This window comes from Microbacterium pullorum (assembly GCF_014836535.1).
Classification (GTDB): Bacteria; Actinomycetota; Actinomycetes; order Actinomycetales; family Microbacteriaceae; genus Microbacterium; species Microbacterium pullorum.
In genome coordinates, this window is record NZ_JACSQP010000004.1 from 428142 (window position 1) to 446428 (window position 18287).

General features: G+C 70.8%; 23 protein-coding genes. 14 read left to right on the forward strand and 9 right to left on the reverse strand.

Annotation, left to right across the window (positions count from 1 at the left end; all coding sequences use genetic code 11):
- Nucleotides 1–75: 75 nt before the first annotated feature.
- Nucleotides 76–837, reverse strand: a complete 762-nt coding sequence (locus tag H9651_RS08920; protein WP_225216592.1) for an EI24 domain-containing protein — start codon at nucleotides 835–837, stop codon at nucleotides 76–78.
- 408 nt (nucleotides 838–1245) lie between these two features.
- On the opposite strand from H9651_RS08920, the gene H9651_RS08925 reads away from it, so the two are divergent.
- The 3 genes from H9651_RS08925 to H9651_RS08935 all read left to right on the forward strand — a co-directional run bounded on the left by H9651_RS08925 (nucleotide 1246) and on the right by H9651_RS08935 (nucleotide 4114).
- The gene (locus tag H9651_RS08925) at nucleotides 1246–2328 is read left to right on the forward strand and encodes a hypothetical protein (protein WP_191718923.1); all 1083 of its coding nucleotides are present in this window, start codon (nucleotides 1246–1248) and stop codon (nucleotides 2326–2328) included.
- Nucleotides 2329–2452: 124 nt separating this feature from the next.
- Nucleotides 2453–3547 carry a YihY/virulence factor BrkB family protein gene (locus H9651_RS08930; protein WP_225216525.1) on the forward strand — a complete coding sequence of 365 codons (1095 nt, stop codon included), beginning with the start codon at nucleotides 2453–2455 and terminating at the stop codon, nucleotides 3545–3547.
- A gap of 174 nt (nucleotides 3548–3721) precedes the next feature.
- The gene (locus H9651_RS08935) at nucleotides 3722–4114 is read left to right on the forward strand and encodes a DUF7882 family protein (protein WP_191718925.1); all 393 of its coding nucleotides are present in this window, start codon (nucleotides 3722–3724) and stop codon (nucleotides 4112–4114) included.
- A 4-nt stretch (nucleotides 4115–4118) separates the two neighbouring features.
- Here the strand turns inward: H9651_RS08935 and H9651_RS08940 are convergent, their stop codons facing one another.
- Nucleotides 4119–4478, reverse strand: coding sequence for a hypothetical protein (locus H9651_RS08940; protein WP_191718926.1), 360 nt, complete (start codon nucleotides 4476–4478; stop codon nucleotides 4119–4121).
- 121 nt (nucleotides 4479–4599) lie between these two features.
- On the opposite strand from H9651_RS08940, the gene H9651_RS08945 reads away from it, so the two are divergent.
- Nucleotides 4600–4938 (forward strand): DUF7882 family protein, encoded by a 339-nt coding sequence (locus tag H9651_RS08945; RefSeq protein WP_191718927.1) that lies wholly within the window; start codon nucleotides 4600–4602, stop codon nucleotides 4936–4938.
- The gene (locus H9651_RS08950; RefSeq protein ID WP_191718928.1) at nucleotides 4925–5158 is read left to right on the forward strand and encodes a hypothetical protein; all 234 of its coding nucleotides are present in this window, start codon (nucleotides 4925–4927) and stop codon (nucleotides 5156–5158) included. The genes H9651_RS08945 and H9651_RS08950 overlap by 14 nt, the downstream gene beginning before the upstream one ends.
- On the opposite strand, the gene H9651_RS08955 is transcribed toward H9651_RS08950, so the two are convergent.
- The gene (locus tag H9651_RS08955; protein ID WP_191718929.1) at nucleotides 5091–5972 is read right to left on the reverse strand and encodes an IclR family transcriptional regulator; all 882 of its coding nucleotides are present in this window, start codon (nucleotides 5970–5972) and stop codon (nucleotides 5091–5093) included. The two genes, H9651_RS08950 and H9651_RS08955, sit on opposite strands and share 68 nt — an antisense overlap.
- A gap of 78 nt (nucleotides 5973–6050) precedes the next feature.
- Here H9651_RS08955 and hutH point away from each other — a divergent pair, with 78 nt between their 5' ends.
- The 5 genes from hutH to hutI are packed head-to-tail and all read left to right on the forward strand — an operon-like array spanning nucleotide 6051 to nucleotide 13031.
- Nucleotides 6051–7607 (forward strand): histidine ammonia-lyase, encoded by a 1557-nt coding sequence (gene hutH, locus H9651_RS08960; protein ID WP_191718930.1) that lies wholly within the window; start codon nucleotides 6051–6053, stop codon nucleotides 7605–7607.
- A 34-nt stretch (nucleotides 7608–7641) separates the two neighbouring features.
- Nucleotides 7642–9303, forward strand: a complete 1662-nt coding sequence (gene hutU, locus H9651_RS08965) for a urocanate hydratase (RefSeq protein ID WP_191718931.1) — start codon at nucleotides 7642–7644, stop codon at nucleotides 9301–9303.
- Entirely contained in the window at nucleotides 9303–10520 is a 1218-nt protein-coding gene (locus H9651_RS08970) for an allantoate amidohydrolase (protein WP_191718932.1), read from the forward strand. The genes hutU and H9651_RS08970 overlap by 1 nt, the downstream gene beginning before the upstream one ends.
- A complete protein-coding gene (locus H9651_RS08975) occupies nucleotides 10517–11854 on the forward strand; it encodes a formimidoylglutamate deiminase (protein ID WP_318244823.1) in 1338 nt (445 codons plus the stop codon). The genes H9651_RS08970 and H9651_RS08975 overlap by 4 nt, the downstream gene beginning before the upstream one ends.
- Nucleotide 11855: 1 nt before the next feature.
- Complete coding sequence (hutI, locus tag H9651_RS08980; protein ID WP_191718933.1) at nucleotides 11856–13031, forward strand: imidazolonepropionase; 1176 nt, start codon at nucleotides 11856–11858, stop codon at nucleotides 13029–13031.
- A 6-nt stretch (nucleotides 13032–13037) separates the two neighbouring features.
- Here the strand turns inward: hutI and H9651_RS08985 are convergent, their stop codons facing one another.
- Nucleotides 13038–13385, reverse strand: a complete 348-nt coding sequence (locus H9651_RS08985; RefSeq protein ID WP_191718934.1) for a DUF7882 family protein — start codon at nucleotides 13383–13385, stop codon at nucleotides 13038–13040.
- 161 nt (nucleotides 13386–13546) lie between these two features.
- Between H9651_RS08985 and H9651_RS08990 the strand changes: the two genes are divergently transcribed.
- Nucleotides 13547–13774 carry a hypothetical protein gene (locus H9651_RS08990; RefSeq protein ID WP_191718935.1) on the forward strand — a complete coding sequence of 76 codons (228 nt, stop codon included), beginning with the start codon at nucleotides 13547–13549 and terminating at the stop codon, nucleotides 13772–13774.
- Nucleotides 13775–13792: 18 nt separating this feature from the next.
- A complete protein-coding gene (locus H9651_RS08995) occupies nucleotides 13793–14317 on the forward strand; it encodes a MarR family winged helix-turn-helix transcriptional regulator (protein ID WP_191718936.1) in 525 nt (174 codons plus the stop codon).
- Between the two features lie 75 nt (nucleotides 14318–14392).
- Here H9651_RS08995 and H9651_RS09000 read toward each other — a convergent pair whose 3' ends face one another.
- Entirely contained in the window at nucleotides 14393–15499 is a 1107-nt protein-coding gene (locus H9651_RS09000; protein ID WP_404803006.1) for a fatty acid desaturase family protein, read from the reverse strand.
- A gap of 175 nt (nucleotides 15500–15674) precedes the next feature.
- Nucleotides 15675–15878 (reverse strand): cold-shock protein, encoded by a 204-nt coding sequence (locus H9651_RS09005; RefSeq protein ID WP_191718937.1) that lies wholly within the window; start codon nucleotides 15876–15878, stop codon nucleotides 15675–15677.
- Nucleotides 15879–15983: 105 nt separating this feature from the next.
- Here H9651_RS09005 and H9651_RS09010 point away from each other — a divergent pair, with 105 nt between their 5' ends.
- Nucleotides 15984–16250, forward strand: a complete 267-nt coding sequence (locus tag H9651_RS09010; protein WP_191718938.1) for a hypothetical protein — start codon at nucleotides 15984–15986, stop codon at nucleotides 16248–16250.
- A gap of 217 nt (nucleotides 16251–16467) precedes the next feature.
- Here H9651_RS09010 and H9651_RS09015 read toward each other — a convergent pair whose 3' ends face one another.
- On the reverse strand, nucleotides 16468–16662 hold the full coding sequence (locus H9651_RS09015) for a hypothetical protein (protein ID WP_191718939.1): 195 nt from the start codon (nucleotides 16660–16662) through the stop codon (nucleotides 16468–16470).
- Between the two features lie 149 nt (nucleotides 16663–16811).
- Between H9651_RS09015 and H9651_RS09020 the strand changes: the two genes are divergently transcribed.
- On the forward strand, nucleotides 16812–17258 hold the full coding sequence (locus H9651_RS09020) for a MarR family winged helix-turn-helix transcriptional regulator (protein WP_191718940.1): 447 nt from the start codon (nucleotides 16812–16814) through the stop codon (nucleotides 17256–17258).
- Here the strand turns inward: H9651_RS09020 and H9651_RS09025 are convergent, their stop codons facing one another.
- Complete coding sequence (locus H9651_RS09025; protein ID WP_191718941.1) at nucleotides 17259–17579, reverse strand: DUF7882 family protein; 321 nt, start codon at nucleotides 17577–17579, stop codon at nucleotides 17259–17261.
- Nucleotides 17580–17644: 65 nt separating this feature from the next.
- Complete coding sequence (locus H9651_RS09030) at nucleotides 17645–17938, reverse strand: hypothetical protein (RefSeq protein WP_191718942.1); 294 nt, start codon at nucleotides 17936–17938, stop codon at nucleotides 17645–17647.
- Nucleotides 17939–18287 lie beyond the last annotated feature (349 nt).

An 18287-nucleotide genomic window follows, 5' to 3' on the forward strand; every position in this document is an offset into this window, starting at 1 on the left:
CGCAGCATGGCCGCTGTGTCCACGACTGCGCCCTCCGCTCGCCTGAGCGTTCCGGGCGCGGCGATCGCGGCGGGTTCAGTGGCGTGCGGCCGCGCCGTCACCGCTCACGGGCGTGGTGCCCGCGGCGTCTGCGAGCATCGCGTGCGCGAGGCGGGTGGAGCCGGCGACGGCCGCGGGCATGACGGCGACGGCGCCGAGCGGCACGAGGAAGCACAGCTGCGTGGCCAGACCGAACCCGAACGCGCGCCCGCGGTGGGCGCGCAACAGGCGCCGGCGCTCGTGGCGGCCGATTCCGCGCGCGGTGAGCGCCCGCGACGTCAACTCGTCGGCGAGCAGCCAGCCGGTCAGCACGACGCCGGTCACCGCTCCCAGCGGCGCGCCGATCACCGGCACCAGTCCGCCGAGCGCCGCGAGCAGGGCGACGCCCACCCCGCGCGCCACCAGCGCGAGCGCATCGCCGACGGAGCGCCAGAATCCGTAGGGGGTGTCCAGCGGGGCGCTGCCGGCATCCGCCTCGACGGCGCGCCAGATGCGCTCGTAGAGCGGCTCACCGACGACGAGCGCGAGGGCGGTGAACGACACCACCATGACGACCACCGCTGCCGCGAACACCGCGGTGCCGGCGGCGATGCGCGCGACGGCCAGCCAGAGCGCCGGCCAGCCGTCGGCGAAGGGAGTCAGTGCCTCCGCGATCGAGGGGAGGAATACAGCCAGGGTGACCAGGCCGGCCAGGAAAAGTGCCCCCACGAGGGCCGCCGGCACGAGGCCCAGAGCCATCAACCGCGGGCGGCTGCGCCACAGCGCGAACCCGCCGACCAGATCGGTCACGCCCCGCATCAGTTCTCGCATCGCCCACCAGCGTAGAGCGTGCCGGGGCAGGACCGGCGTCGAGGGGTGGGGCGGCCGGGACCGCTGCGTCTCGAGCGAGTCGGTGGCGCCCCCCGGGCCACCGATCCGCCGGGAGCGTCCCGGCCACCCGCCCTCCCCAGAGCAATCTCGCTGCCCCGTTGCGTTGCCGCGCGGGCGCAGCGCACTGTCGAACTCCCGCTCGGGTGCGGGGGTGCAGTTCCACGCTAGCCCGCTGCCGTGCGCTGGCCGGGTGCGCGGGGGCTTCCCGGACGTTCCCGGACGGCCGCACACGGCGCCCCGCCGCGCCGGGGTGGGGGCCGACCGCGCGATATGCTCCTCCTCGGCGGGCAACGCCGCAACGTGGGGGAGTGACGAGTGCACGCGGACGATCCGCTCTTGCAGGAGAGCCTCGTCGACCGCTTCGTGATGGACTTCCAGATGCTCCGCCTCGCCGCCGGTGACGCCAGCTACGCCCAGATCGCGCAAAGGGTGAGGCGACTGCGTGAGGAGCGCGGCGTGAGCGAGGCTGCCGCATACGTCGGGCGTTCCACCGTGTACGACGCCTTCCGCCCCGGTCGGCGTCGGATCAATGCCGCCCTGGTCGCCGACATCGCCACGGTGCTGGGCGAGGATGCAGAGCGGGCCGAGCACTGGCGCGAGTACTGCGTGCGCGCCCAGGCCGAAGCGGGCGCCCGCACCGAAGCCGCGGGACCGGCGGCGCCGCCCGCCGGCTCCGAGCGCTCCGCCGACCCCATCGAAGCGCCCGCTGCTCCCGTGCCCGCGCAGCGTGCGTCGCCACCTCCCGTTGCCACGTCGCGAAGGCTGAGCGCCCACTCCTCGTTCCTGGTCGTCAGCATCCTGATCGTCGCCGTCGGCGTTGCGGTGAACATGGGCGGCTCGCTGTTCGTGCGGGCGGTGGGCCTGCCCCTCTACCTCGACATGATGGGCACCGCGATCGTCTCGCTCGCCCTCGGCCCTTGGTACGGCGTCGCCGCCGCCATCGCCACCCACGGCCTCTTCGCCGTGTTCGAGACGACGCTCGTCGGCCTGCCGTTCGCGCTGGTGAACATCGCCGGCGCGCTCGTCTGGGGGTACGGCGTGCGCCGCTGGCGGCTCGGGCGCTCACCGGCTCGGGTGCTGCTGCTGAGCGTCATCGCGGCGGTGTGCAGCACGCTCGTGGCCACCGCGGTCATCATGTTCTTCTTCGACGGGTTCTCCATCAACGCCGGCGCCCACGCGCTGTCGGGCAATCTGGTCGCCGCCGGACATCAGATCTGGGGTGCGGTGTTCTCTGCCAACATGATCACCTCGCTTATGGACAAGCTGATCTCCGGCTTCGTGGCGCTCGCCGTCGTGCCCTACCTGCTGCGGCCTCTCGCCGGAGGGGAGGGGCACCGCATCGGCGGGTTCGACAACCTCCTGGTGCGGCGTGAGCCGCTCAGCCCGGCAACCGGGCGCGGCGCCGCGCCCCTGCGCTGACCGCCAGGGGGGTGCAAGCACACCGTCCGCGCCTTGGCAACCGCCTGCGGCCGGGGGTCGGTGCTCCCGATACTGGCTGGTCGGGCCCCACCCCGGGCGGCCCCCTCGCAACAGGACGGCGATGATGACCCCGCAGCAGCACACCCGCACCGGCGCGCCGGATGCCGAGCACGACGACAAGCCCGACGCACCGACCGAGATCACCAAGAGGTCGTGGAAGTACGTGCTCGGCAAGACCGTGCGCGAGTTCACCGCCGACGGCTGCGTGGATGCCGCGGCGGGACTGACCTACTACGCCGTGCTGTCGATCTTTCCCGCGCTCATCGCGATCTTCTCCCTGCTGGGCGTGGTCGGGCAGAGCGGCGCCGCCGCCGACGCGGTGCTGGGGATCGTCGAGGACGTCGCGCCCGGTGAGACCGCAGACGCGCTGCGCGGTCCCGTCGAGCAGCTGTCGCAGGCGCCGAGCGCCGGCCTCGCCCTCATCACGGGCATCCTGCTCGCCCTCTGGTCCGCCTCCGGCTACGTCGGCGCGTTCAGCCGCGCCATGAACCGCATCTACGAGATCGACGAAGGGCGGCCGTTCTGGAAGCTGCGTCCCATGCAGCTGCTGGTCACCGTCATCGCCGTCGTCTCCCTCGCCGTCGTGGCGATCGGACTGGTCGTCTCAGGCGACGTCGCCGACGCGGTCGGCGGCGCACTGGGCGTCGGGGAGGGCGTGCGGCTGGCGTGGGAGATCGCCAAGTGGCCGGTGCTGCTGCTGATCGTCGTCTTCCTGGTCGCGGTGCTCTACTACGCCACCCCGAACGCCAAGCAGCCCAAGTTCCGGTGGATCAGCATGGGCGCACTCCTGGCGATCGTCGTGCTGGCGCTGGGCACGCTCGGCTTCGGGCTGTACGTGGCGAACTTCTCCAACTACGACCGCACCTACGGGTCGCTTGCGGGCGTCATCGTCTTTCTGCTGTGGCTGTGGATCGCCAATCTCGCGCTGTTGTTCGGTGCGGAGTTCGACGCCGAGCTCGAGCGGGGACGCCAGCTGCAGGGCGGCATCCCCGCCGAGGAGAACATCCAGCTGCCGGCGCGCGACACCCGAAAGAGCGACAAGCGGGCGGAGAAAGAGCGGGAGGACATCCTCGAGGGTCGGCGAATCCGGCGGCAGCACGAGGGCGACGCAGACGCGAACGGCATCCGTCCGGGCGCAGGCCCCGCGCCCGGCAGATGAGGAAGCTCTCACACAGACCTGCCTGCGGCCTCGCTCCGATGAGAGCACATAGTGTGAGAAGTCAGGTCCCGCAGACGACGCTCAGTCATCGTCGCACAGCAACCCGAATCGCTCGTAGCATCTCTTCTTTGAATACTCTCCGCGACCTGAACCCGCGAGGCTAAGGAGAGCGCCATGGGCATGTTGTATTACGGATCCGCCACCACTCCCATCCACATCGAGGATGAGATGCTGGCCCACCTCAAGGTCGTGATGGCCACGAAGCTCCGCCGCGGCGAGAGTTTCACCGTCACCTGGCGCCATGACGAGCACAGCCCCGCCGGGCGCACGACGCTGTGGATCGAACCCAGCATCCCGCTGCGTTTCACCTTCGACTCCGCCGACCCGTGCGTTCTCGACCCGGCGCTGCTGCGCGACCTGGCCGACGAGGTGTCGCGGGGCGGCAGCCTGACCCTCCCGCCGCTGTGGACACCGGTGGCAGCATCGACGAGCACCGGTCGGCACGCCGCAGCGTCACGACGCCCGCGCGTACCGCAGGTGGCAGGCGCCGCCGGCCCGCGCGGTTGATTGGTCAGAACCCGTCGAGGTAGTCGTCGGCGGCACCATCCGCGTCCAGAGCGATGCGGGTGGTGTCCGTCTGCGGCGATGGACTGCGCTCGTCGCGCACCCGGCCGGCGACGGCGTGCAGGTGCGCCACGAGCTCGGCGTCGACGATCTCGTCGTGCGGTGACTGCTCGGCATCGGAGATCAGCTGGCTCGCCGGTCCGATCAGCACTTCCGACCTGCCGCGGGTGCCGTCGCGGTTGACCGTGGGGATCGCCACGGTCGCCGACGCGCCCGCCTCCGCCAGCGCCTGGGCGTAGTCGAGCAGCGCATGGGCGATGTCGGTGCCGGTGACGATCGACGTACCTGCGTAGTGAAGTCGGTCCATCCCCCGTCTTTAGTCGCCGCCCGCGCGGACGCACAGGGACTTCCGCTGGAACGGTGGGTGCGCGAAGATGAGCCGCGACCCGTGTCGCCGGCGCGGCGCGGGGAGCGGAGGGGGCGGCGCGATGGGCAAGTTCATATTCGAGGGTCAGCTCAAGGCCGATTTCGAAGACCGACTGCTCTCCCATTTGCAGCTGGTGATCGGCAACAAACTGCGCCGCGGCGAGTCGTTCCACTTCACCTGGCGTGACGACGCGAGCATCGGCGACGGGCGCACGTCGATCTGGCTCCACCCCCGCAGCGTGCTCGTCTACAAGTTCTACGGCAGTCGCCGTGCGGCGCTGAACCCCGCCTGGCTGGGCGCGCTGGCCCACACCGCCAACTCGCCGCACGGGCTGTACGTCGTGCCGGAGCCGGCACCCGACACCGAGACCGAGGCGGCGAGATTCGATGAAGCGAATTGACATCGCCTACGGCGGCAACGCGTATTCGATCGGCAACCGCGACATCGACGAGATGCGCGCGCAGATCGCCGCGACGGTCGCCGGTGACGCGCCCGCGTTCTGGCTCGAGGTCAACTACGGCGAGGGCCAGTTTCGCCCGACGTACCTGCTGATCAGCGCGGCGACGCAGCTCTCGCTGACGCCGATCGCCGGCGATGAAGAGACCCTGCCGTCTCCGTAGCGACCGCTGTCTGGGGGTCGGCCGAGCGTGCGCGGGTCGCGCTGAGCGGGCGGCCGTGCAGGCGACGGGACAGATCGTCGGCGCCGGCGGTCACCTGCGCGACGATCGCGGTGACGGCGTGTGCGGGCAGCGCCGCGTCGAACGTCACCGCGATGCTCGCCGCCGGCCACCCGGTGTGATCGCGCACGGCGACGGCCACCGAGGCCAGCCCCGGCGTGATCTCACCGTTCTCGGTGGCGTACCCCCGGGCCCTCACGTCGGTCATCAGCCGGCTCAGCTCGCCGTAGCCCGATCCCTCCCGGTCGGTGCGCTGCGCGAACGCCGTGCGGTCGGGGAAGAGTGCGCGCAGCTGTGACTTCGGCAGTGTCGACAGCAGTGCACGTCCGCTCGCGGTGAGGTGGCTCGGCAGGCGCACCCCCACCTCGGAGACGAGCGAGGGGCGGCGGGGAGCCCGCTCCTCGATGAGGTAGATCACATCGCGCCCGTGCAGCACCGCGAGGTGGCCGCTCTCGCCGACACGGTCCACGAGCGCGGCGAGCACGGGCCCACCCAGCCGCGTCAGCGGCTCCTGGCGCGAGAATCCCGAGCTGATCTCGAACGCGGCGATGCCGATGCCGTACCGCCGCTCCTCGGGGAAGTGCAGCACGAAGCCGTACTCCTCCAGGACCCCCAGCAGGCGGTACACGCTCGACCGCGGGAGTGCGAGCGCGGTGGCGATGCTCGCCGCCGTCACCGGCCCGCGCTGCGCCGCCAGGTAGCGCAGGATCGCGAGGGTGTGCCGGGCCGCCGGGGCCGCCGACGCGTCGTTCGCCATGGCCCACTGTCTCACGGGTGAGACGAAAAAGGCACGGAAGCCGGTGACGACGACACGCGGATGCCGTGTGATGAGACCATGCCTGCCGTCACCAGCGAATCCGCTCCCGTCCACGTCGGCGTGGGGGCGGTCAGCCTCGCCGATGTCATCGCGGTCGCCCGTCACGATGCCGCCGTCACGATCGACGACGACGCCCGCGCCGCGGTCGCCGCCAGTCGCCGCACGATCGATCAGCTCGCCGATGACCCGGCGCCGCACTACGGCATCTCGACGGGCTTCGGCGCCCTCGCGACGACATTCATCGCCGCGGACCGTCGCACCCAGCTGCAGCAGAGCCTGGTGCGGTCGCACGCCGCCGGATCCGGGCCGGAGGTGGAACGAGAGGTCATCCGCGCACTCATGCTGCTGCGCCTGTCGACCCTGCTCACCGGCCGCACCGGGGTGCGCCCGGTCACCGCCGAGACCTACGCCGCCGTGCTCAACGCCGGCATCACCCCCGTCGTGCGTGAGTACGGGTCGCTCGGCTGCTCGGGAGACCTCGCGCCGCTGGCGCACTGCGCCCTCACGCTCATGGGTGAGGGCACGGTGCGCGACGCGCAGGGCACCCCGATGCCCGCCGCCGACGCGCTCGCCGCGGCCGGCATCACGCCGGTGGTGCTCGCCGAGAAAGAGGGACTCGCCCTCATCAACGGCACCGACGGCATGCTCGGGATGCTGGCGCTGGCGATCGAGGACCTCCGGCTGCTGCTGACCACCGCCGACATCACCGCCGCGATGAGCGTGGAGGCGCTGCTGGGCACCGACGCCGCCTTCGCCGACGACCTGGCGGCGCTGCGTCCGCAGCACGGCCAGCGAGCCGCAGCCGCCAACATGCGCGGCATGCTGGCAGGCTCGCCCATCGTGGCGAGCCACCGTGGGCCCGAGTGCACCCGCGTGCAAGACGCGTACTCGCTGCGCTGCGCGCCGCAGGTGCACGGCGCCGCCCGCGACACCGTCGACCACGCGGCGCTCGTCGCCGAGCGGGAGCTCGCCGCGGCGGTGGACAACCCCGTCGTCACCCTCGACGGCCGCGTCGAATCCAACGGCAACTTCCACGGCGCCCCGGTCGGCTACGTGCTCGACTTCCTCGCGATCGTCGTGGCGGACGTCGCGAGCATGGCCGAGCGTCGCACCGACCGCTCGCTCGATCCCGCACGCAGCAACGGCCTGCCGGCGTTCCTGGCGCACGATGCCGGCGTCGACTCCGGACTCATGATCGCCCAGTACACCTCGGCCGGCATCGTGTCGGAGCTGAAGCGCCTCGCCGTGCCGGCATCGGTCGACTCCATTCCGTCCTCCGCGATGCAGGAGGACCACGTCTCGATGGGGTGGGCCGCCGCGCGCAAACTGCGCACCGCGATCGACGGCCTCACCCGCGTGCTGGCGATCGAGGCGATGACCGCCGGGCGCGCCCTGGACCTGCGCGCCCCGCTCGCCCCGGCTCCGGCCACCGGCGCGGTGCTGGCGCGTCTGCGTGAGGACGTCGCAGGTCCCGGGCCCGACCGCCACCTTTCCCCCGAGATCGAACTCGCCGTCGAGGCCGTCCGCTGCGGCGCGCTGCGGCGCGCGGCCGCCGCCGTGACCGAGCTGCAATGACCCCGACCCACCCGTGTCCTGCGGAAGGAACACCGTGACCGACCACCAGCCCCGCCCTGTCCGCGCCGACCGTGGCACGACCCTGCGCGCCAAAGGATGGCAGACCGAGGCGCCGCTGCGCATGCTCATGAACAACCTCGACCCCGAGGTCGCCGAGCGCCCCGACGACCTCGTCGTCTACGGCGGCACCGGCCGGGCGGTGCGCAGTTGGGCGGCGTTCGACGGGATCGTGCAGGCGCTGGAGAACCTCGAACTCGACGAGACCCTGCTCGTGCAGTCGGGCAAGCCCGTCGGCGTCTTCCGCACCCATGAGTGGGCGCCCCGGGTGCTCATCGCCAACTCCCACCTGGTGGGCGACTGGGCGACGTGGCCCGAGTTCCGCCGGCTCGAGGCGGAGGGTCTCACGATGTACGGCCAGATGACGGCGGGCTCCTGGATCTACATCGGCACGCAGGGCATTCTGCAGGGCACCTACGAGACGTTCGCCGCCGTCGCCGACAAGCGCTTCGGTGGCACGCTCGCCGGCACCCTCACCCTCACCGGCGGTGCCGGGGGCATGGGTGGCGCGCAGCCGCTGGCGGTCACGATGAACGACGGCGTCGTGCTGATCGTCGACGTCGACCCGGCCCGGCTGCGACGCCGCGTCGATCACGGTTACCTCGACGAGATGACCGACGACCTCGACGAGGCCCTGCGCCGTGTGCTCGCGGCCAAGGTCGAGCGCCGTGCGCTGTCGGTGGGCCTCGTCGGCAACGCCGCCACGGTCTTCACCGAGCTCGCCGCGCGCGGTGTGCCGGTCGACATCGTCACCGACCAGACCTCCGCTCACGACCCGCTGAGCTACCTGCCCGAGGGGGTGGCGCTGGCCGAGTGGCACGAGCGGGCCGCCGCCGATCCGGAGGGGTTCACCGCGGCATCCCGCGCCTCGATGGCAGTCCATGTGCGCGCCATGGTCGCCTTTCAGGATGCCGGAGCCGAAGTGTTCGACTACGGCAACTCGATCCGTGCCGAGGCGCAGCTCGGCGGGTACGATCGGGCCTTCGCCTTTCCCGGTTTCGTGCCCGCTTACATCCGCCCCCTGTTCGCCGAGGGGAAGGGTCCGTTCCGCTGGGCGGCGCTGTCGGGCGACCCCGCCGACATCGCGGCGACCGACCGGGCGATCCTGGAGCTGTTCCCGCACGACGAGAAGCTGCACCGCTGGATCGCCCGAGCTGCCGAGAAGGTGCGCTTCGAGGGCCTTCCCGCCCGCATCTGCTGGCTCGGGTACAAGCAACGCCACCTCGCAGGGCTGCGATTCAACGAGATGGTCGCCTCGGGCGAGCTGATCGCCCCGATCGTCATCGGCCGTGACCACCTCGACTCCGGTTCGGTCGCCTCGCCCTACCGCGAGACCGAGGCGATGAAGGACGGGTCGGATGCCATCGCCGACTGGCCGCTGCTGAACGCGCTGCTGAACACCGCGTCGGGAGCCACCTGGGTGTCGCTGCACCACGGCGGTGGGGTCGGCATCGGCCGCTCGATCCATGCGGGGCAGGTGGTGGTGGCCGACGGCACCGCGCTCGCGGCGGAGAAGATCGAGAGGGTCCTCATCAACGATCCCGGCACGGGGGTCATGCGTCACGTCGACGCCGGGTACGAGCGGGCGGTCGAAGTGGCCCGGGAGCGGGGTCTGCGGGTCCCGGTGGCGGAGCTGTGATGCCGGCCGTCGCGGTCACCCGCGGACGATTGACCGGCCTCCACGAGATCGTGGACGTCGGGCGCGACCGCAGCCGCGGCGGCTACTCGCGTCACGTCTGGCAGCCCGCCGAGCTCGAGCTGCGGGCCTGGTTCCTCGAGCGCGCCCAGCGTCTGGGCCTCAAGGTGGAACACGACCGCAACGGCAACCTGTGGGCCTGGTGGGGCGAGCCGGCACCGCATGCCGTGGTGCTGGGCAGTCACCTCGACTCGGTGCCCGGCGGCGGGGAGTTCGACGGGCCGCTGGGCGTGGTCAGCGCGCTGGATGCCATCGGGCTGCTGCAGTCGACGGGCTTCACGCCCAGTCGCCCGTGCGCCGTGGTCGTCTTCGCCGAAGAGGAGGGGTCGCGCTTCGGGGTGGCCTGTCTCGGATCCCGATTGATGACGGGGGCGATCGATCCCGCGCGGGCCGGTGCGCTCACCGACGCCGACGATGTGCGCTTCGCCGATGCCGCGCAGGCGAACGGTCTCACCGCCCGCCACCTCGGCCGCGACGATGTGGCGCTCGGTCGCATCGGACTGTTCCTCGAACTGCACGTCGAGCAGGGGCGCGGGCTGATCGACCTCGACGTGCCGCTCGCCGTGGCCTCGAGCATCCTCGCCCACGGCCGCTGGCGCATCGACATCGCGGGCGAAGGCAACCACGCCGGAGCGACCCGCATGCAGGGCCGTCGCGACCCGATGGTCGCCGCCGCCCGTGCGATCGTCGCGGTGCGCGATGCCGCCGCCGCCCGCGGCGACGACCGGGCCACCGTCGGCCGCATCCACGCGGTGCCGGGCGGCACGAACGTCATCCCCTCGACGGTGACGACCTGGCTCGATGCCCGCAGCGAGCACGACGACGCCACCCGCGACCTCGTCGCCGAGATCACGGCCCGCGTGAGCGCGGAAGCGGCCGGCGAGGGGTGCTCCGTCTCGGTCGTCGAGGAGTCGTGGAGCGGTGCCGTGCGGCTCGACCCGGCGCTGCGCGATGGGCTGGCCGCCCGCCTCGGCGGCATCCCGGTCCTGCCCACGGGCGCCGGGCATGACGCCGGCGTGCTCGCCGCGCACGTGCCGACGGCGATGCTGTTCGTGCGCAACCCGAGCGGAGTCTCGCATTCGCCCGAGGAGCACGCCACCCTCGACGACACGGTCGCCGGCGTCATCGCCCTCGAGCGCGTGCTGCGGGGGCTGCTGTGATCGTCCACGCCGCCACCGCCCTCATCGACGGCGTCCCGGTGCGTGCGGTGCGCATCCACCTCGACGGCTCCGGCCGCGTCGTACGGGTCGAGGCGGGGGTGGCCCCGCAGGCCGGCGACCTGCGCCTGGGATTCGTGCTGCCCGGTGCCGCGAACGCCCACTCCCACGCTTTCCACCGGGCGCTGCGCGGGCGCACCCACGGTGGCGGCGGCGATTTCTGGCGCTGGCGGGAGCAGATGTATGCCGCGGCCGCGCGACTCGACCCCGACACCTACCGAGCCCTGGCCCGTGCCGTCTTCGCCGAGATGGTCACGGCGGGCTACACGTCGGTCGCGGAGTTCCACTACGTGCACCACCGCCCCGACGGCTCGCCCTATCTCCCCGCGCACGCCATGGAGCTGGCGCTGGCGGATGCCGCGGCCGACACCGGCATCCGCCTGACGCTGCTGGACACGTGTTACCTCGCCGGGGGCATCGGCACTCCGCTGAGTGATGCCCAGCGCCGCTTCGGCGACGGCACGGCCACGGCATGGCTCCGTCGCTGGTACGCCCTCCGCGACGTCCTCCCGCCCGGCGTCGTCGTCGGCGCGGCGGTGCACTCGGTGCGCGCCGTGGCGCCCGCCGACATCGCCGCGATCGTCTCGGGACTGCCCGCCGAGGTGCCGCTGCATGCGCACCTCTCCGAGCAGCCGCAGGAGAACAGCGACTGTCTCGCCGCGTACGGTCTCACCCCGACGGGTGTGCTGGCAGAGGCGGGCGCGCTCGGCCCCCGGCTGAGTGTCGTGCACGCCACGCACCTCACCGACGACGACATCCGCCTGCTCGGCGACGGCGGGGTCACCGTCGTCCTGTGCCCCACGACCGAGGCCGACCTCGGTGACGGCATCGGCCCCGCCCGGCGACTGCACGATGCCGGGGTGCGCATCGCACTCGGCTCCGACCAGAACGCCGTCGTCGATCCGTTCCTCGAGGTGCGCGCGCTGGAGGCGGGGGAGCGTCTCGCCTCCGGTCGTCGCGGCCGGTTCAGCCCGCGCGACCTCGTCGACGCGATGACGGTGCACGGCTACGGTGCGCTCGGGCGCACCGGGGGCATCCGGGTGGGAGCCGACGGCGATCTGATCGAGATCGACGATGCCTCGGTGCGCACCGTCGGCACCGCCAGCGACCAACTCGTGCTCACGGCGACCGCATCGGATGTGCGCCACGTCATCGTCGGCGGGGCGGTGCGGACGCGCGCCGGTGCGCTGTGCGGGCCCGCCGGCGCGCCGGAGGTGCGACCGGAGCGGCTGCTGGCTGCCGCACTGGCGCCGTTCGACCGATCAGGGGAGGACTGACATGGGGGCCGAGCTCATCACCGACATCGGCGAGCTGACGACGAACCTCCCCGCCCGGTCGCGAATCACCCGGGCGGCGCTCATCGTCGAATCGGGGCGCATCGCCTGGCTGGGGGCGGCGGCCGATGCGCCCGCCGCCGACATCGTCACCTCCGTCGACGGCCGCGCCGTGCTGCCCGGTTGGGTGGACTCGCACACCCACATGGTGTTCGCCGGCGACCGCTCAGCGGAATTCCAGGCGCGCATGGCCGGTCAGAAGTATGCCGCTGGCGGCATAGCCACGACCGTGCGCGCCACCCGCGCGGCATCCGACGCCGAGCTGGCCACCAACCTCACCCGACTGCGCGACGAGGCCCGCCGACAGGGCACCACGTTCCTCGAGACCAAAACCGGGTACGGGCTCGATGTCGCCTCCGAAGAGCGCAGCGCCCGCATCGCGGCCGCGCAGGCCGACATCGTCACCTTCCTCGGCGCCCACGTCGTGCCCGACGGACTCGACACCCGCGCCTACCTCGACCTCGTCACCGGTCCCATGCTCGGCGCGGTGGCACCGTACGCGCAGTTCATCGACGTGTTCTGCGAGCGCGGCGCGTTCGACGTCGAGCAGTCGCGTGAAGTGCTCGAGGCGGGGCGCCGAGCCGGTCTCGGCCTGCGCGTGCACGGCAATCAGCTCGGTCATGGTGGCGGCGTCGCCCTCGCCGTCGAACTCGGCGCGGCGAGCGTCGACCACTGCAACGCGCTGTCCGACGCCGACATCGACGCGCTCGCCGGGTCGCACACGGTCGCCACCGTGCTCCCCGCCTGCGACCTCTCCACGCGTGAGCCGCTCGCTCCGGCACGACGGCTGTGGGATGCCGGGGCCACCGTCGCCATCGCCACGAACTGCAACCCGGGCACCTCCTACACGACGTCGATGCCGTACTGCGTGGCCACGGCCGTGCTGCAGATGCACCTGACGATCGAAGAGGCGGTCTGGGCCGCCACCCGGGGTGGCGCGATCGCCCTGGGGGTCGCAGGCAGCGCCGATTCGGTGGGCCTGCTCGATGTCGGCGGACGCGCAGACCTGCAGGTGCTCGAGGCGCCTTCCATCGCCCACCTGGCCTACCGGCCCGGCGTACCCCTCACCGCCGCTGTCTGGGTCGGGGGAGAGCGGGTCGCCCTCACCCCGTCGTGGTGACCGGCGTCAGGCAGCGACCAGGTTACTCGCCGTCTGTGCGGATGTCGCGGCGCGGGCCTCCTGCTCCCAGTCGAGCGTCATTCCGCCGGCGGAGTTCGCCGCGGCGACGAGCTCTTTCAGCAGTTCGGGGTCGAGCGTCTCGGGCTCCGGGTTCTCGAAGACGAATCGCAGCGCGATCGCGGGCTGCAGCCACAGGGTCGTGCGGCCCGAGGTGTCTGCCTCGGGGTGACGCCAGGAGACGGTGAAGCTCTCGTTGCGCCGCAGCTTGGTGGCGGTGACGACCTTGACGTGCGCCAGCAGCCGATCGGGGATCTCGGCGGGGGTCGTGTCGTTCCCGTAGAAGAGAAGTCCCATCGCTTGGTCCTTTCGCTCGGGCGGCGACGTGCCCTGCCGCTCATGTTCATGTGTCGACTACTTCTCTATCGAAGAAGACCAGTGAATGTCAATCACACGAAGTATGTAATACAGATAGTGTGTAATCGCGTGGACGGATTCCCGTGCACGAAGGAGAAGACATGTCCGTGATGATCGACACCGCACCCTCGACCGAGGTCAGGTCCACTGCGGCCTGGTTCGAGGTGGAATCGGGGTTCTGGGTCGCCAACACGGGGGGTCAGTACCTCGGAGCCGTCGAGCGCGAGCGATCGGCCGGCTTCTGCGCCCTGGATGAGACCGGGGCGCAGATCGGGTGGTTCCCATCCCTCACCGCGGCGCGCGATGCCGTGGTGTCCGAGTACCGCTAGAACGAACGGGGGAGGCGCATGCCTCAGAACGTGGTGCGTCGCGAGGGAGAGCATCTGCACGCCGAGCCGCCGGCGACGCCGTCGGGGCGCCGATTGAGCGAGGCCATCGTGCGGTGGCGTCGCTCGGAACGGATGCAGGCGCAGCGCGCCCAGGAGCGGGCAGGTCTGTCGAGTCTCGACCTCACCGCCCTGCGGCTGCTGGTGCAGGGGTACCGCGACCAGCGCGACCTCAGCCCCAAGGATCTGCTCGGCATGTTGGCGACCTCCAGCGCCACTGTCACCAACGTGGTCGAGCGACTGGTCAGTCGCGGACTCATCCAGCGCGTGCAGCATCCGCGCGACCGACGCGCCCACTATCTGGTGCCGACCCCCGACGCGCTGAGCCTGCTCGACCAGGCGCACGGTGCACATCACGCCGCCGTGGTCGAGGTCATCGACGACCTCACGCCCGAGCAGGCCGTCGCCGCCACCGAGGTGATCGCGCGGATCACCGAACGTCTCGACGCCCTCGACAGCGGTGCCGGAGGCGCCGGAGTGCGCTGACCGCCAGACGGCCGGGGCTACATGACGACGGCACCCCCTCGCGAAGAGGGGGTGCCGTCGAGGGATCAGGGTGGGTCAGACCCGGCGGTACGTCGCCGCCATCGGGCAGTCGAACGGGTCGCGGGCGGCCAGGCCCACGCGGTTCAGATACTCGATGACGATGCCGTACGAGCGGATGAGGCTCGTCTCGGTGTACGGGACGTCGAGCGTGCGGCACGCCTCGATCACGATCTCGCGCGCCTTCGCGAGATGCGGTCGCGGCATGTTCGGGAAGAGGTGGTGCTCGATCTGGTAGTTGAGCCCGCCCATGAGGGAGGTCGCCCACCAGCCGCCGCGGATGTTGCGGGAGGTGCGTACCTGCTTGCTGAAGAAGTCGAGCTTGGCGTCCTTGTCGATCACCGGCATGCCCTTGTGGTTCGGGGCGAATGAGGCGCCCATGTACACGCCGAACACGGCGACCATGACGCCGGAGAACGCGAAGGCCATGCCCAGCGGAAGGAACAGGAAGACCGGCGTGAACACGACGGCGTGACGCGCGAACAGCATGCCCAGTTCGACGAAGCGGCCCTTCACCGGCTCACGGCTGAACAAGTGGCGCAGCGAGATGAAGTAGAGGTTCACGCCTTCGAACGTGAGCAGCGGGAAGAACAGCCAGCCCTGACGCTTCGTGATGAAACGGCGGATGCCGCGCGCGGAGGCGGCGTCGACATCGAGGAACGAGATCGTGTCGATCTCGATGTCGGGGTCCTTGCCGACGCGGTTGGGGTTGGCGTGGTGACGCGTGTGCTTGGTCGCCCACCAGGAGAAGCTCATCCCGACGATGGCGTTGCCGAGGATGCGTGCCAGCCGGTCGTTGGCCGGTCCCGATGCGAGGATCTGGCGGTGGGCTGCCTCATGGGACAGGAACGCGACCTGCGTGAACAGGATGCCGAGGGCTGCCGCGATGAGCAGCTGGAACCAGCTGGCCCCGAGGAGGATGAATCCGGTGATGGCGCCGCCGAAGCCGAGCAGAATGGCCGTGCCGACCAGGGCGTAGAAGCCGCGGGCGCGCTTGAGCAGACCGGTTTCCTTCACCACGTGGGAGACGTCGGTGTACGCCCGGGTGATGGGAGGGAAGTCTTTGGTGGTGGCGTATGTCTGGCGGATCGGACCGAGTGTCGACTCGACGGTGGTAGCGGAGATGGAAACACCCCTTTTCGATCGGGGACCGTGTTGGCCTTCCGGGAGCCAACGGCGGATGCCGATCGCTGAGACCCACCCTACGGGGGGGTCTATACCGCACGAGGAATGCACGGGTGACTCCCGGCGGGAACGACGAAGGCCGGCACGCGTGATGCGTGCCGGCCTTCGCGGAAACTCAGAGTGCGCGGATGTTCGCAGCCTGCATGCCCTTGGGGCCCTGCTCGGCGTCGTATTCGACCTTCTGCGTCTCGCGCAGTTCCTTGAAGCCGTTGCCGGCGATCGCGCTGTAGTGCGCGAACAGGTCGGCGGACCCATCGTCAGGGGCGATGAAGCCGTAGCCCTTCTCGGAGTTGAACCATTTCACGGTGCCAGTGGCCATCGTGTCTTTCCTTCTACTTTTCGGGCCGCTCGTGCGACCGATGGTGCCGAGCCGACGAATGCGACGCGGACGGGTGAGCCGCGGGTGTTCCGCGGAAGCTGTGGTGTGGTCTTCCCGAAGCTCGGCGAGTGCGTGTTGAGCACTCTCCACGGAAGCATACAGGCCGAGAGCCTGGCCGAGCGGGCCATGTGCTGTGAAGCCGTGTTCGGCACGCGCGACGAAGCCGGCGTATTCGCCGAAGGCGGTGGCCACGTACACATCGAGATCGGCTTGACGCCAATCCAGCGGGCGCTGCGCGACGGCGTCGCAGCAGAAAACAGAAGACAAGAGGAGAACTTTCATGTGTGGCGTCATGCGCAAGAATACGGATGACGGAGCACGGGTTACTGGCCGCTGATGCGACGGGGATCCTGTCGGTGGTGCTCTCCGGCACTGGAGCGTGTCGACGCGAAGGATCTTCCCCGAACCGGGGATACCCCACTGTAGCACGCTGCGGTAGACCACGACGCCACCGGCGAACGAGTCGCTCGACGACGACCCGCACCGACGCCGCACTCCTGGGCGAGGCGCGCCGGCTCCTGCACGTCGCTCATACGTCGGTGTCGTCCTCGTCCAGCACCTCGCCGCCCGGGCGCACGGCCGCGTCGTCCCGCACGTCGATGCGCGTGACGCGGTCGCGGTGCGTCACATCGATCCTCGGGTCGGCATCGGACTCGACCGCGTCCGGCGCGGCGAGCAGCTGATCGCGGCGTTTCTGCTCATCGGTCATCTCGTCGGCATCCATGTCCCATACGGTAGGGAGGGTGGCCGATTCCCGCCCAGGGCTTTACATCTCTCGTCGGCTGCATTAATCGCATCGCGGTCGAGTGATGCGAGCACAGACGGTGCGCTCCCGGTTTGGGTGGGGTGCACCGGTCAATGGATGGGGACCGGATGCCAGAGGAATCGAACACCGATCGAGCCGCGCGCAGCGTCGAGCTGCTGCGGCTCTCGGAGGCACGTCTCTCCCGCCGACGCCAGGCGGAGTGCGGTCCCAGTGAGACTGCGCGTGCGGCGATGCGCTACATCCTCGAACGCGACGATGCCGGCGAGCAGGTGACCCCGACCGAGATCGCGGAGCACCTCGGCGTCTCGACGGCATCGGTCACGGGAATGCTCACCCGCCTGCGCGCCGGGGGACTGATCAACTTCGCCCGCAATCCCGACGACGGTCGCAGCAAGTTCGTCGTCCCCGTCGACCGCAGCGCCGATCTCGAGGACGTCGACCCGCTCACCGCGCACGTGCGCCGGCTCGCGACGCGCCTCACCGAATCGGAGGCTCAGCACATCGCCGAGTTCCTCGACCTCGTGCGAGACGCTGTCGACCGGGAATGCGCGTGATCAGCCGACGGCGTCGGCAAGGGTGACCGAACCGGGGGTCGGCTCGGGCACGAGGCGCAGGCCGTTGGGGCTGCTCGCCTCCTGCATGAGGGCCTCGACCCATTCGCGGTTCAGAGAAGGCTGGCGGCTGCCGTGGAACTGGAACACCAGGGGCACCGCGGGGTGCGTCCACACGCTGCAGCTGACGTGCGGCTCGTTGTGGTGGAACATGAACGGCTCGCCGCGGCGGAGCTTGTTCATGAAGACAACCCGCAGGTGCGCGAGCGCCCGGTCTTCGATGTCGAATGATCTGTTGCCGCTGCCGTAAACGAGTTTCCCCATTAGATCAAGGTATCGCGTCCGTGGTGGCTAACCAATCCGGCGAGGCTGCCTAGCTATCTGTGCACTCACCTGGGAACGAACGGGGACCGGTGGGCGATCGGGATCGGCTTGGTTCTGCGGGACTCCGCCGGCGAGGCGAGCCCTTCCGTCGCCACCCGGACCACATCGTCGAGGGTGGGATGCCGACTCGTGCCCGAGCGGGTAGCCACCCAGACGGCCTCGTACGTTCCGTCCGCGGTGAACTCGACATAGGCCAGCAGCGCTTGCCCGGCGTCGTCGATCGTGCGATCGCACAAGCGCCACGCGCTGCGGCCCAGCGGTTCCACCCGGATACGCTCTCCCGCCTTCGGCTCGTCCACGTCGTCACTCCTGACGTGCGGCGGGGCGGATGCCGTCGCGCCTGATCGCGGTGCTGAGCGTGCGACGCGACGTGAGACCGGGCGGCGCGTCGGGGACAGATGATGTGCGATCTCGGTCGTGTCCATAGGGCCGACGCGCGGGACTGTGAGGTACTGCGGGGTTTTCCATGGCGATGTTCCTCCTCCTCGACAGTGACTGCGATGCAGCGAGGTGGGGAGGGGATTGACAGTGTGCCCGGTGTCGGTTAGCCGCGGTCCTCGGCCGCTGCGGAGGGCTACCGGCGGTCGTCGGTGGTCTGTCCGTAGACGTTCTGGTACCGGTCGTAGAGCCGGTCGATCGCGTCCTGCG

Coding starts and splice junctions, on each gene's coding strand:
- H9651_RS08990 (WP_191718935.1), top strand. CDS start 13,547: ATGTCCGTGATGATCGACACCGCACCCTCGACCGAGGTCAGGTCCACT.
- H9651_RS08935 (WP_191718925.1), top strand. CDS start 3,722: ATGGGCATGTTGTATTACGGATCCGCCACCACTCCCATCCACATCGAG.
- hutI (WP_191718933.1), top strand. CDS start 11,856: ATGGGGGCCGAGCTCATCACCGACATCGGCGAGCTGACGACGAACCTC.
- hutH (WP_191718930.1), top strand. CDS start 6,051: ATGCCTGCCGTCACCAGCGAATCCGCTCCCGTCCACGTCGGCGTGGGG.
- H9651_RS09015 (WP_191718939.1), bottom strand. CDS start 16,662: ATGGATGCCGACGAGATGACCGATGAGCAGAAACGCCGCGATCAGCTG.
- H9651_RS09005 (WP_191718937.1), bottom strand. CDS start 15,878: ATGGCCACTGGCACCGTGAAATGGTTCAACTCCGAGAAGGGCTACGGC.
- H9651_RS08950 (WP_191718928.1), top strand. CDS start 4,925: ATGAAGCGAATTGACATCGCCTACGGCGGCAACGCGTATTCGATCGGC.
- H9651_RS08955 (WP_191718929.1), bottom strand. CDS start 5,972: ATGGCGAACGACGCGTCGGCGGCCCCGGCGGCCCGGCACACCCTCGCG.
- H9651_RS08945 (WP_191718927.1), top strand. CDS start 4,600: ATGGGCAAGTTCATATTCGAGGGTCAGCTCAAGGCCGATTTCGAAGAC.
- H9651_RS08940 (WP_191718926.1), bottom strand. CDS start 4,478: ATGGACCGACTTCACTACGCAGGTACGTCGATCGTCACCGGCACCGAC.
- H9651_RS08970 (WP_191718932.1), top strand. CDS start 9,303: ATGCCGGCCGTCGCGGTCACCCGCGGACGATTGACCGGCCTCCACGAG.
- H9651_RS09020 (WP_191718940.1), top strand. CDS start 16,812: ATGCCAGAGGAATCGAACACCGATCGAGCCGCGCGCAGCGTCGAGCTG.
- H9651_RS08985 (WP_191718934.1), bottom strand. CDS start 13,385: ATGGGACTTCTCTTCTACGGGAACGACACGACCCCCGCCGAGATCCCC.
- H9651_RS08920 (WP_225216592.1), bottom strand. CDS start 837: ATGCGGGGCGTGACCGATCTGGTCGGCGGGTTCGCGCTGTGGCGCAGC.
- H9651_RS09025 (WP_191718941.1), bottom strand. CDS start 17,579: ATGGGGAAACTCGTTTACGGCAGCGGCAACAGATCATTCGACATCGAA.
- H9651_RS08930 (WP_225216525.1), top strand. CDS start 2,453: ATGACCCCGCAGCAGCACACCCGCACCGGCGCGCCGGATGCCGAGCAC.
- H9651_RS08995 (WP_191718936.1), top strand. CDS start 13,793: ATGCCTCAGAACGTGGTGCGTCGCGAGGGAGAGCATCTGCACGCCGAG.